Source organism: Heyndrickxia faecalis (assembly GCF_040267745.1).
GTDB lineage: Bacteria > Bacillota > Bacilli > Bacillales > Bacillaceae_C > Weizmannia > Weizmannia faecalis.
In genome coordinates this window covers 1,134,973-1,147,373 of sequence record NZ_CP158453.1, presented here as the reverse complement: position 1 = coordinate 1,147,373, position 12,401 = coordinate 1,134,973, and the positions used below count along the sequence as shown (strand labels likewise).

Annotated in this window: 12 protein-coding genes and 1 pseudogene; 5 read left to right on the top strand and 8 right to left on the bottom strand. The window is 48.8% G+C overall.

All coding sequences use genetic code 11. The annotated features are described in order from the left end of the window. Nucleotides 1-165: 165 nt before the first annotated feature. The 6 genes and pseudogenes from ABR335_RS05285 to ABR335_RS05260 all read right to left on the bottom strand — a co-directional run bounded on the left by ABR335_RS05285 (nt 166) and on the right by ABR335_RS05260 (nt 7,240). Nucleotides 166-474, bottom strand: a complete 309-nt coding sequence (locus ABR335_RS05285; RefSeq protein WP_014097524.1) for a thioredoxin family protein — start codon at nt 472-474, stop codon at nt 166-168. A gap of 58 nt (nt 475-532) precedes the next feature. Then, nucleotides 533-916 (bottom strand): glycine cleavage system protein GcvH, encoded by a 384-nt coding sequence (gene gcvH / locus ABR335_RS05280; protein WP_014097523.1) that lies wholly within the window; start codon nt 914-916, stop codon nt 533-535. Nucleotides 917-986: 70 nt separating this feature from the next. Beyond that, nucleotides 987-1,346, bottom strand: a complete 360-nt coding sequence (locus tag ABR335_RS05275) for an arsenate reductase family protein (RefSeq protein ID WP_014097522.1) — start codon at nt 1,344-1,346, stop codon at nt 987-989. A gap of 103 nt (nt 1,347-1,449) precedes the next feature. Next, a complete protein-coding gene (locus ABR335_RS05270; protein ID WP_014097521.1) occupies nt 1,450-3,234 on the bottom strand; it encodes an acyl-CoA dehydrogenase family protein in 1,785 nt (594 codons plus the stop codon). Nucleotides 3,235-3,499: 265 nt separating this feature from the next. Continuing rightward, complete coding sequence (locus ABR335_RS05265) at nt 3,500-4,678, bottom strand: acetyl-CoA C-acetyltransferase (RefSeq protein ID WP_061086882.1); 1,179 nt, start codon at nt 4,676-4,678, stop codon at nt 3,500-3,502. A 178-nt stretch (nt 4,679-4,856) separates the two neighbouring features. Beyond that, nucleotides 4,857-7,240: pseudogene (locus tag ABR335_RS05260) on the bottom strand (3-hydroxyacyl-CoA dehydrogenase NAD-binding domain-containing protein). A 198-nt stretch (nt 7,241-7,438) separates the two neighbouring features. Here ABR335_RS05260 and ABR335_RS05255 point away from each other — a divergent pair. The 3 genes from ABR335_RS05255 (at nt 7,439) to ABR335_RS05245 (ending at nt 8,561) form a co-directional block, all read left to right on the top strand. Further along, nucleotides 7,439-7,570 carry a YuzL family protein gene (locus ABR335_RS05255; protein WP_013860151.1) on the top strand — a complete coding sequence of 44 codons (132 nt, stop codon included), beginning with the start codon at nt 7,439-7,441 and terminating at the stop codon, nt 7,568-7,570. 70 nt (nt 7,571-7,640) lie between these two features. Next, nucleotides 7,641-7,895, top strand: coding sequence for a hypothetical protein (locus ABR335_RS05250; protein WP_133536911.1), 255 nt, complete (start codon nt 7,641-7,643; stop codon nt 7,893-7,895). 318 nt (nt 7,896-8,213) lie between these two features. Then, nucleotides 8,214-8,561 (top strand): spore coat protein, encoded by a 348-nt coding sequence (locus ABR335_RS05245; protein WP_014097517.1) that lies wholly within the window; start codon nt 8,214-8,216, stop codon nt 8,559-8,561. Between the two features lie 35 nt (nt 8,562-8,596). Here ABR335_RS05245 and ABR335_RS05240 read toward each other — a convergent pair whose 3' ends face one another. After that, nucleotides 8,597-9,751, bottom strand: a complete 1,155-nt coding sequence (locus ABR335_RS05240; RefSeq protein WP_014097516.1) for an FtsW/RodA/SpoVE family cell cycle protein — start codon at nt 9,749-9,751, stop codon at nt 8,597-8,599. Nucleotides 9,752-9,987: 236 nt separating this feature from the next. Between ABR335_RS05240 and ABR335_RS05235 the strand changes: the two genes are divergently transcribed. Next, nucleotides 9,988-10,308, top strand: coding sequence for a thioredoxin family protein (locus ABR335_RS05235; protein ID WP_014097515.1), 321 nt, complete (start codon nt 9,988-9,990; stop codon nt 10,306-10,308). Nucleotides 10,309-10,348: 40 nt separating this feature from the next. Here ABR335_RS05235 and ABR335_RS05230 read toward each other — a convergent pair whose 3' ends face one another. Continuing rightward, nucleotides 10,349-11,788 (bottom strand): phospholipase D family protein, encoded by a 1,440-nt coding sequence (locus ABR335_RS05230; protein ID WP_014097514.1) that lies wholly within the window; start codon nt 11,786-11,788, stop codon nt 10,349-10,351. Between the two features lie 124 nt (nt 11,789-11,912). Here ABR335_RS05230 and ABR335_RS05225 point away from each other — a divergent pair, with 124 nt between their 5' ends. After that, on the top strand, nt 11,913-12,068 hold the full coding sequence (locus ABR335_RS05225) for a lmo0937 family membrane protein (protein WP_014097513.1): 156 nt from the start codon (nt 11,913-11,915) through the stop codon (nt 12,066-12,068). The last annotated feature ends 333 nt before the right edge of the window (nt 12,069-12,401 follow it).

The window sequence follows — 12,401 nt, the reverse complement described above, 5'->3', positions numbered from 1 at the left end:
GCTTTCCCGGCTGATTTTGGCGGCCATGCTCGAACGGTGTCTGAAAAAAGTTTTTTCTGCGGTTGAACGGCGTTTCCGCGCAAAAGCCCTGCCATTTTTTTCGCCATTCAAGCGAGGTTTCCGTTTATGAATGCCCACACCGGATTGGTTTGCGCTGTTGTCTCATTAAAAAGAAGACAATTTTTCAAATAGTGACGGGACGGATTGAAAAGCGTACACTTTGTCTATTACTTTCCCGTTTTTGAGCAGGAGCAGGCACGGCACGCTTTCGATCTGGTATTTTTCCGCCATTTGCGGCACGTAATTCAGATTGGCTTTGGCATAAGGAAATCGGGGGACAGCCTGTTCTGCAATCTCCAGCATCCTCCCCGCCAGCTGGCATGTACCGCATAATGGCGTGTAAAAGTACAGGGCAAGTTTTTCTTCCTGCAAAATCCGTTCCTCCAGTTGTTTTTCCTTTGTCCAGTCTTGCATCGTAATCCATCCTTTACACAAAAAGGCACCGCAGCTTGGTGTGCAGTGCCTGTTATTTTTATGCTTCGTTGATCATTTCCTCGTACTGTTCCGCCGTCAGCAAATCATCCAATTCAGCCGGGTCGGACGGTTCAACGACAATCATCCACGCTTTTTCGTACGGGGATTCATTAACGAATTCCGGGCTATCGCTTAAATCTGCGTTGACCGCAACGACTTTGCCGCTGACCGGCGCATACAGTTCCGATACCGTTTTCACGGATTCGACACTGCCAAACGGTTCTTTTGCCGTGACTTCATCGCCTTCTTCCGGCAGCTCAACAAATACGATATCGCCGAGTTCGGCCTGGGCAAAATCGGTGATGCCGATCCGGACATGGCCGTCTTCTTCTTTCACCCACTCATGATCTTCCGTATACCGCAGTTCCTCAGGTACCGCCATCTCAATCCCTCCGTTATGTATCCGTAATAGCCTTCAGTTTTAAATTACCGAAAAACAGCGCTTAAATCAATCACTTTTTCAGCAATTTTTCATACGCATCCTCTTTAAATCCGAACACGGCAAAGGCATCGCCTGCAAGAATCGGCCGTTTGATCAGCATGCCGTCGGAAGCCAGCAGTTCAAGCGCTTCTTCTTCGCTCATTTCCGGGATCTTGTCTTTCAAACCGAGTTCGCGGTACTTCTGCCCGCTCGTGTTGAACAGCCTTTTGATCGGCAGCCCGCTTTTTTCATAAAAGTCCTTAAGAAGTGCTTTTGAAGGGGGATTTTCGACAATGTGCACCGCTTCATAGGCAACGTCATGTTCGTCCAACCATTTTTTCGCTTTCCGGCAAGTCCCGCATTTCGGATACCAATAGAAAGTAAGGGCCATTTTTGTCCACTCCTGTCATCTTGTCTTATCTGTATGTTAGCTGATTTTTCCCGGCGATGCAAAAGAAAAGGGACTCCGGCCGGGCCGGAAATCCCTTCTTTTATTACAGCACATAGCGTTCTGCATCGATCAATTTATCCGCGGCTTCGCGTTTTTTCGCAATGACATTGGTTGGCGTATGGCGCGTCAGCTTGCGGAGGGCGGAAAGCGTCATTTGCAGCTGGTCGCCTTCAAGGCAGGCTGCGAGCGATTCTTTTGCAATTTGTTCGCATTGATTGAACGCTTCCTGTGTGAAAATTTGGGTATACAGCAGTTTTTGGTTCTGTTTTTCGGCACCATCTTTGTTGATTGCTTTTTCCGTCCGAAGCACGCACGATTCTGCCGCATATATATTCGAAACGAGATCTGCCACGTTGGCAAGCAGTTCCTGTTCGTTTTCGAATTTTTTGCCGTACGTTTGCAACGCAGTGCCTGCGACGAGCAGGGCGATCTTCTTCATGTTGCGGACGAGGTATTTTTCCTGTTCAAGCGGCGCGTCGCCGACTTGTTCCGGCATCATCATCATGAGTTCTTCCTGCAGGCTTTGCGCTTTTTGTAACAGCGGCAGTTCCCCGCTGAACGCTTTTTTCACGTATGTGCCCGGTACGATCAGGCGGTTGATTTCGTTTGTTCCTTCAAAAATGCGGTTAATCCGGGAATCGCGATAGGCACGCGAGACTTCGTATTCGTCCATAAAGCCGTAACCACCGTGGATTTGCACCGCTTCATCGACGACATAATCCAGCACTTCAGAAGCGAAGAATTTGTTCAGCGAGCATTCAATCGCATATTCGGCGATCGCATTGGCCACTGCCCGCCCGTCTTTTTCTTCTTCCGGTGTAAAGTGGCTCATTCTTTCATCGAACAATCCGACTGTCCGGTAGACGGAGCTTTCGGCTGCATACAGTTTCGATGCCATCGTGCCGAATTTTTCTTTTGTCAGGTTAAACTGCGAGATCGGTGTTTTGAACTGCTGGCGGCCGTTCGCATATTTTAAGGCGATTTCAAGCACGTGTTTGCTGGAGCCGACCGCGCCGACGCCTAATTTATAACGACCGATGTTTAAAATGTTAAACGCGATTTTATGCCCTTTGCCGATTTCCCCAAGCACGTTTTCAACCGGAACCGGTACGTCTTCCAGGATAAGCGTTCTTGTGGAAGAAGATTTGATCCCCATTTTCTTTTCTTCCGCTCCCGTTGAAACGCCCGGGAATGTGCGTTCCACGATAAAGGCCGTGAACTTGTCGCCGTCAACCTGCGCATACACGGTGAAAACATCAGCAAATCCGGCGTTCGTGATCCACTGTTTTTCTCCGTTTAAAATATAATGCGTGCCGGCTTCGTTTAATCTTGCAACCGTTTTGGCGCTCCGTGCGTCCGAGCCCGAGCTTGGTTCCGTTAAGGCATAAGCCGCAAGCCATTCGCCGGTTGCGAGTTTCGGCAAATATTTTTTCTTTTGTTCCTCGTTGCCGAACAAAACGATCGGAAGCGAACCGATGCCGACGTGCGCGCCGTGGGAAATGGCAAAACCGCCGACTTTTGCGAGCTTTTCGGAAATCAGGGCGGAGCTTACTTTATCAAGGGCGAGACCGCCGTATTCTTCCGGGACATCGGCGCTCAAAAGCCCGAGTTCGCCTGCTTTTTTCAACAATTTGACAGAGCGGTCAAATTCATGGTTTTCCAGATATTCAATTTGCGGGACCACTTCATTGTTCGTATAGTCTTCCGCCGTTTTGGCGATCATTTTTTGTTCTTCTGTCAGCTCTTCCAGCGTAAACACTTGGTCCGGTGTGATGTCCTCAATTAAAAAACTGCCGCCTTTTACAAATGCATCCGTTTTGTTTGCCATTTACAATTCCTCTCCTTTTTATCTATAATGATCGGCCGCAGATGTGCTCCGCGGCTCTTATTTCCATTAATAACGATTCAACAGGCGGATCCGGCTCCGGCGTTTTGCCTTTAGAAACAGCTGATCCGCTTTTTACCATGGTCCGGTGTTTTGCCGTTCGGAACCGGCTGCTCTGCTTTTGGCCCCGGCATCTATCCATTTCATGATCCGGTACCTGCACGTTTCCATTTGAAACCGGCTGGCCGCCTGCTTTGGTCCATTGCCATCAAGACACGAGTTCAAATACACCAGCTGCACCCATGCCGCCGCCGATACACATCGTGACAACGCCGAACTGCACGTTTCTGCGCTTCATTTCATGGGCAAGCGTCAAAGTCAGCTTGGCGCCTGTGCAGCCGAGCGGATGGCCGAGGGCAATTGCGCCGCCGTTAACATTGACGATGTCTTCATTAAGGCCGAGCTGGCGGATAACCTGGATGGACTGGGAAGCAAAAGCTTCATTCAGTTCGAACAACCCGATATCCTCAAGGCTCAGCCCTGCCAGTTTCAAAGCTTTCGGCACAGCTTCCACCGGGCCGATCCCCATGATTTCAGGCGGCACCCCGGCAACGGCGAACGAGCGGAATTTCAACAGCGGCTTAAGCCCGAGCGATTCAGCCTTTTCTTTATCCATGAGCATTACTGCAGCCGCGCCGTCGCTTGTTTGCGACGAGTTCCCGGCTGTTACGGTTCCGGTTACCGAGAATGCCGGGCGCAGTTTTCCGAGCGTTTCTACATTTGTATCCGGCCGGACCCCTTCATCCTGCGAAAAGACGACTTTCTTTTCAACAAGTTTGTTGTCTCCGCCGACCGAACGCAATGTGACCTCAACCGGCACAATTTCGTCTTTGAATTTGCCTTCTGCAATCGCTTTTGCCGCTTTTTGGTGGCTGCGCACGCTGAAGGCATCCTGGTCTTCGCGGCTGACGCCGAATTTTTTGGCGACTTCTTCGGCCGTATGCCCCATGCCCATATAATATTCCGGCGCAGTTTCTGCAAGGCGCACATTCGGGCGGACGACATGGCCCATCATCGGGACAAGGCTCATCGATTCCGCACCGCCGGCAATGATCGTGTCAGCGTGGCCGAGCATGATCCTTTCGGCGCCGTAAGCAATCGCCTGCAGCCCGGATGAGCAGTAGCGGTTGATGGTAATCGCCGGCACCGTATCCGGCAATCCTGCCAGGGCCCCGATATTGCGTGCCATATTGAGCCCCTGTTCCGCTTCCGGCATGGCGCAGCCGATAATCAAATCATCAATATTTCCTTCATAGTTGCCGGCGCGTTTTAACGTTTCTTTTACGACAAGTGCACCTAAATCATCCGGCCGTGTTTGTGCGAGCGTCCCTTTTTTTGCTTTGCCGACCGGCGTTCTCGCCCCTGCAACAATGACAGCTTCCCTCATCACATTCCCCTCTTTCCGTGTTTTTGTAAAAGGCCCTTTCATCACCGCCTGGGGTGATGAATCGGGGTTTTCCCATATACAGCCGCTTTCCTTGGGAGAACCCCTTTATGTTGTATGTGAAAAATTTGGACGGGATCTTTTCCTGCCAGAGGACCGGCATTCGCCAATCCGTGTGGCTTTAATTCCGTAACGGTTTTCCTTTTAACAGCATGTGCTGCATCCGCTGCTGCGTTTTCGGTTGTGCAATCAGGCTCAGGAACGCTTCCCTTTCCAAATCGAGCAAGTATTGTTCATCTACTTTTGTCCCGAACGGCACTTTTCCGCCTGAAAGCACAAAGGCGATCTTTTTCGCGATTTCAAGGTCATAGTCGGAAATATAGCCCGACAGATGCATTTGCTGGGCCCCGAGCAACAGCGCCGCATAACCGGATTCACCTGTGACCGGCACTTTTTCGCGGACAGGCGGTTTGTACCCTGCGTCAGCAAGGCGCAGCACAGCCTGTTTTGCATCATAAATCAGATGGTCCTGGCTAAAGCTGACGCCGTCCGTCCGGTCAAGGAAGCCGGACTCGCGCGCTTCTTCAGCAGAAGTGGACACTTTCGCCATTGCAATCGTTTCAAATACCTTGTTCACGACATTTTGCAAGTCAAACTGTACGCCTTCCGGAATGTTTTTCAAATGCTTGATGTACAGCTCTTTGTTACCGCCGCCGCCCGGAAGCAGGCCGACACCGGTTTCGACAAGACCCATATACGTTTCGCTTGCCGCCTGGATATGCGCCGTATGCAGGCATACCTCCGCGCCGCCGCCCAAAGTCATCGCAAACGGTGCCGCGACAACCGGTTTTTGGCTGTATTTGATCTTCATCATCGTGTTCTGGAACTGGCGGACGACCATGTCAAGTTCAAAAATATTGTCATCCTGCGCTTCCATCAGCATCAAAGCAAGGTTTGCGCCGACACAGAAGTTTTTGCCCTGGTTGCCGATCACAATTCCTTTGTAATGCTTTTCTGCTTCGTCCACGGCATAATTGATCATTTGCAAAATGTCGAGCCCGATTGCGTTGCTCTTTGAGTGGAATTCAAGCAGCAGCACCCCGTCGCCGATGTCGATTAAGCTTGCGCCGGCATTTTCTTTCAGCACTTTGCCCTGCGTTTTCAAAGCTTTGAGATTGATTGCTTTCGGATTGGCTGGGAGCGGCTTGTATGCTCCATTGTCATAGTACGAGACAACGCCGTTTTCTTCTTTGTAAAAAGACGTGAAGCCTTTTTCCAGCATGCCTTTCACCCAGCCGGGCACTTGAAGGCCGTCCTGCTCCATTTTTTGCACAGATTTTTCAACGCCGATTGCATCCCATGTTTCAAACGGGCCGAATTTCCAGCCGAAGCCCCATTTCATCGCCTGGTCGATGGCGAGAATATCATCGGCAATCTCGCCTGAAAGTTCTGCCGAATACACAAGGCAAGGCGCGAGAATATTCCAGAGCAGCCGTCCGGCACGGTCATCCGCATACACAATCGTTTTGATTTTATTGGCAGTTCCTTTTGCCTGCCGGGCTGCTTCCAAAGAAGCCGCTTTCATTTTCGTGCGTTCGCCGTATTCCAGCGTTTCCGGATTTAATTCATAGATTTCTTTTCCTTTTTTTCATAAAAGCCTTTGCCGGTTTTGCTGCCAAGCCAGCCGTTTTCAACGAGTTTGTGCATGAATGCCGGCACTTTAAAAACTTCTTTTTCTTCGCCTTCCGTTTTTTCATACACGTTATTCGCAACATGGACGAACGTATCGATCCCGACCACATCGAGCGTCCGGAACGTTGCGCTTTTTGGCCGGCCGATCACCGGGCCTGTCACGGAATCGACTTCGCCGACCGTGTAGCCGCCTTTCATCATCTCCCGCACGGTGACAAGCAGGCCGTATGTACCGATGCGGTTGCCAATAAAGTTTGGCGTATCTTTTGCAAGCACGACACCTTTTCCGAGCACATCTTCGCCGAACTGTTTCATAAATGAAGTGACGTCCGGGTCGGTGTCAGCGGTCGGAATCACTTCGAGCAATTTCAAATAGCGCGGCGGGTTAAAAAAGTGGGTCCCGAGAAAATGCTTTCTGAAATCTTCGCTCCGCCCTTCCGCCATCGCTTCGATCGAAATGCCGGACGTGTTTGAGCTTACAATGGTTCCCGGCCGGCGGAAGCGTTCCACTTTTTCGAATACTGATTTTTTAATATCCAAACGTTCTGTTACCACTTCAATAATCCAGTCGGCTTCTTTCAGCCGTTCAAGATCGTCTTCCAGGTTGCCCGCTTCAATAAGCGCCAGGCTCTTTTTCGATGTAAGCGGGGCCGGTTTCTGTTTTAACAGCTTCTGCAGCGCAGACTGGCTGAAGCGGTTTCGGACGGTTTTGTCCTCCAATGTGTACCCCTTTGCTTTCTCTGCTTCCGTGAGTGCATTCGGGACGATGTCGAGCAAAAGTACCGGAATCCCGATGTTTGCCAGATGTGCGGCGATGCCCGATCCCATTACACCGGAACCGATGACAGCCGCTTTTTGAATGGTATACCGCATAGTGCATCCCCTTTCTTTTTGAATGAATGCTCATTCATTAAGCGCTAAAAAAAATAACGCTTTCATCTTTAATAATAATATATACGAATTTTTTCATTCTATCAATCACTTCATCTCAAAAAATCGCCATTTTTTAAAATTTTTTATATGTCTAGCCGTTTTGGGCAAGCTAAACGAAAAGCGTGGGGAGGTGAACCAATGGCAAAACTAAAGAAAAATCCGTCAAAAGCGGGTGTGAGCGCGGCAAGCGTAAAAGGCAATGCCGGCCCGACAGTGGAGCGTGACGGCGGCGGAAAAGTAAACAGCCAAAACAACCAGTACAAAAAATAAGCAGGCGGCTGCATAGGATCCGCAGCTCATTCAAACAATAAAGGAAGACTTGGATAAAGGAGGAAATGGAATGCAACAACAGCCTTTTTCACAACAGCAAAACGGGCAAACGGTTTACAACGCTCCGCCCGATCGTATGTCAACAAAAGATTTGGCCTATGTGGATGATATGCTGGCCTGGAATCTGCTGGCGATGAAAAAAGCGCATGATGCGGCAACGCGCTGCCAGGACAATGAATTGAAAGCTGTTTTTGAAGCATGCGGGCAAATGCACCAGCGCCACTACAACCAGATTTTGGGGCATTTGAAAAGCCACTTGCAATAACAAAAACGAATGCCAGCCTGCCACAAAAAGCGAACCCTGCTTTTCCCGTTCATAAAGGGCATGCGTTCGCACCCGGAAAGGGGCAGGCACCCCGCTCCGGAATGCGCGCACAGCTCGGGCCAAAGAAAAAAGCAGGCTGTCCGTCCGGGGCAACCGCACTTCCCGGCCTGAATTGGCCGCCCCGGCAACCGTGATTAACGGAAAACGGGCGCTGCCCCGTCCGAGCCCTGGCAGGCGAATCTGCACGTGTCTCGCGGCAGAGATACCTAAATGCGGAACGCGCATAATACGACCATTTTAAAAAAGGAGGTACAACATTTGGATTCCCAACAACAGCAGCAGCAAAAAATTCAAAACCCGAAGACACAATTTCCTGAAACACCAGAAATGAACGACCGCGATCTTGCCAATGACCTGCTTTCGATGGAAAAATATATGACCGCTTCTTATAATACTGCTATGAACGAAGCGAGCCACGAAAAACTGTATCGCGATCTTCTGACCATTTTTACGGAAACGCAGAATGAGCAGCGCAAATTGTATGAGACGATGTTCCAAAAAGGCTGGTACAGTATGGAAGCGGCAGAACAGCAAAAACTGCAACAGTCTTTCCAGCAGCACCAAGGCTACGCTTCGCAATTCCCGTACGGCGGGCAGGTGCAATAGCCGCAAAAAACAGGCGGCACGATGCCGCCTGTTTTTTATTTTTCGTTAGAAAACATATATTTTCTGTAATGGTAACGGATTGAAAAAATAAATCCGACCGCAAGCATATTCCCCATCAGCGAACTCCCCCCGTAGCTGATAAACGGCAGCGGGATCCCGGTAATCGGCAGCACCTGGATCGTCATGCCGATATTTTCAAACACATGGAACGTAATCATCGCAATGACGCCTGCGCAAATGTAGGAATAAAAATCATTTTTCGTCTCAAGCCCTGCTTTTATAATATGGTAAATAAGCATAAAAAACAGGCCAATAACAATGCTCCCGCCGATAAAGCCGAACTGCTCGCCGATCACGCTGAAAATAAAGTCCGTCTGGTTTTCCGGAAGGCTCACTTCAGTTGTGCCAAGCCCCTTTCCAAACGTCTGGCCGGAACCAATGGCCAAAAGGGACTGAATCAGGTGGTAGCCGTCTGTATTGGAATAGTTATAAGGATCAATCCAGGCATAGATCCGGCCAAACTGGTACGAACGGACGCCAAGATATTTTTCGAGAAGTGCCGGCTGCCAGAGGACGAGATAAAAAATCAATCCTGCCAGTGCCGCGCCGCTGCTAAAAATCGGAAGCAATAGTTTCCATGTGATGCCTGACACAAATACAAGCCCGAAAAATATCGCAATAAACACAAGTGACGTTCCCAAATCCTGCCCAATGGTCAACATGAGCGGCACAAACAAGCAGATGCCGAGTTTCACAAACAGCCAGAAATCCGATTTTACTGACCGGTTCAGCACTTTTTCATTATGATCGGAAATAAGGCGCGCCATTGCTAAAATTAAAAATGGCTTCATGATTTCAGAAGGCTGGAATGTCCCAATTACCGGAAACACAAACCAGTTTTTCGCCCCATTACGCTCCGGGGCAATGCTGGCTGGTGCCAGGATCAGCAAAATCAACAGCAAAATCCCGAACCCGTAACCGTACCACGATATTTTTTTCAGCTGGTCGGAGTCAAGGCGGATCACCAATGCGATAATGATCGCGCCGACCACATAGTTGATGACTTGTTTTATCAGAAAGCTGCTGTCAGCCGTATAAATGGCAACAAGGCTGACAATGCAGAACAACATCAGCGTTAAAACCAGCCCGTAATCAATTTTAGAACCTTCATCCCGCGAAGACAATTCCATCACCTGACTTCTCAATGCCGGAACCGCCGGCCGTAAAATAAAATAAATGATACGGATCCTTCAAAACAACTGACCCCCATCATTTTTTCATACAAGCTTTATTATACATCATACGTGAAGAAGCACAATCCTTTTCGTTTTGGAAATATTTCTTTGGCAGGTTGAAAAATGTTGAAATTCCTCTGCCGCTCTATATACAATAAGAAAGAATGATGAAAGGATGGAGATGGTCTGGAGTGGAAGCGATTAAAAGTGCGGAAGAATTTAAAACGGTAACGGGAGGAGAAGCACCGGTTATCGTGAAATTTTATGCAGATTGGTGTCCGGATTGCAAAGTGATGAATCTGTTTATTGGTGATGTGATCAAGGACTATCCGCAATATAAATGGTATGAAATCAACAGCGACGCGTTCCAAGCGATTGCGGATGAAAACCAGGTGATGGGGATTCCGAGCCTGCTCGTTTTCCAAAACGGCGAGAAAAAAGCGCATCTGCACAGTGCAAATGCAAAGTCGCCGGAAGAAGTACGCGAATTTTTAAATCATGTCGTATTGTAAAAAAAGGACCCGGAGCCGGGGAAGGCGTTCCGGGTCTTTTTTAATACGTTGTCAGTTTCAGCACTTCCTGGAGGCGGTAAAGGACTTTTAACAAATAAGTGGAGAAGCCTTCGTGTTTTTTGTACGGGACGGTAAAAGCGCCGTCTTCATTGTTCCACAGCCGCCCGAAGTACCGGCGGATCTCTTTTGTGATGGCCGCATCATTCGGTGCCTTCACAAATAAATCGGTCTCCAAATTATAATCGTCCAGGTTGCGAAGCGTTAAATTGGTCGACCCGCCGAAAAAGAGCGAGCGGCCGGGCTTTTCAATCCAGACCAGCTTCGGATGGAATTGCTCGAGCCCGGTATTATACCAGCGGATTTTGATCTTTCCATCCGTTTTCTTTACGAGTTCCTGTGCAACAGGCTGGTTGGGAAGCCCGATTTTTTTATGCCCGAACGCGTTTAAATTCGGGTCGAGGATAAGCCGGATGCGGACGCCGCGGGAAGATGCCTTCTCAAGCGCACGGACCACTTTCCGGTCAGCCAAATAAAACATCGCCATCGAAATCGAATCGCCTTTTTTTGTCGCCTTGATTTCTTTCATCATCCGGTCGTAAACTTTCCCCTCCGTTAACAGCTGGACGGCAATCCTGCCTTTTCCCCTCTCTTTCCCTTTGTATTGCGGCAGCTCCGGGCCGTCCGACATATCGGAAGCCGCCTGCTCCGATTCCAGAACATCCCGAATGACCGGCCCTTTTACAAGAAAAGCGATATTGGAATGCCAGCCGCTTGCGTCATGCGGGTTGCCGGATGCAATGACCGTGCCGTTTTCAGTCGTAAACGTTTTGCGGTGGTTCGCTTTAATATTAAAAAGTTCAAGATACGAGCGGAGCGTCATCTTCGGCGCATTGTCCCCGAAAGCATTTGGCAGCCAGCCGGTCCCGCCCTGGCCGAACCACTGGAAAAACATATGCCAAATCCCGGAATAAAGCGGCGTCGGGTCACGCAGCGAGTCCAAATGCGTAAAGACCACACGGATGCCATGTTCCTTTAGCCGTTTTAAAATGCCAGCTTCATGGGACCCGTAAGAAGTATTGATCGGATCGGTGATGACGATGATGCGGATACCAGGTTCTTTTTCTTTTTTGGCAATCAGCCGGTCTGCAAGCCTCTCAGCAAGCGGCGGCACTTTCATCTTTTGATCATGGTAGCCGTTAAAAAGGAAGAGATCGGCGACGATATATTGATGGGCTTGGTCAATCATCCGGTAAATTTCAGGATAGACGGTCTGCTCCACCTTTCTTTTTCCTGTCCCCTTTTCCCGGTATGTTAAATCCGAAAGAAAACGGATGTCTTGATCGTGAACGTTATATGTTCTGCCTTCATAGGAAATCCCTTTTGGCAGCGGCTTATATGTATGGTACAGCATGACAGCCGCATAAATGGCAATTAAGACAAGCAACCCATAAGACAGCCATTTCTTTCCGCTTTTTTTCATTATAACCCTCCCGTTTTCCTGTATCTTTCCCTTACACCACGCCTGGCAAACATGCAGGCAAGCGTTTGAAAAGCAACGGAACGGGTAACATAAAAGTACTTTAATTTAGAAAGGAAAAGGCTATATGATCTGGACAATTATTGGGATTTTGCTCGTACTTTGGATTTTAGGCATTGTTTTTCACATCGCCGGCGCTTTTGTGCACCTTCTGCTTGTCATCGCCGCCATTGTGCTGCTGTTTAAAATTTTTTCAGGCATGCGCGGAAATAACAGCCGATAGAGGCTGAGGGTATAGATATATAAAATAAACTTAAGTTTTTACTCAAGCCCGAGCACCAATTTGCATCATGACTACTTTTTACAGTAGGCAACAGAGCTAAAGAAATTTTGTTCATTTTATATAGAAGGTTGAGCCGCACCAAAGGCTTTAACCTTCTTTTTTTAGGCAACCCTTTCTTTATCCAATATTCCTTCCGAAAGCTCCGCTCTTTTTCTAAGCGATCCATCAAGTACTGCAATTCTATCCTGTATCTATAGAAGATGCCGGAAAATACTGGCGCATTTTTGGGTTTAAAGGTATAACTATAATGGAGATAGGCTAGCCCATTTCTAT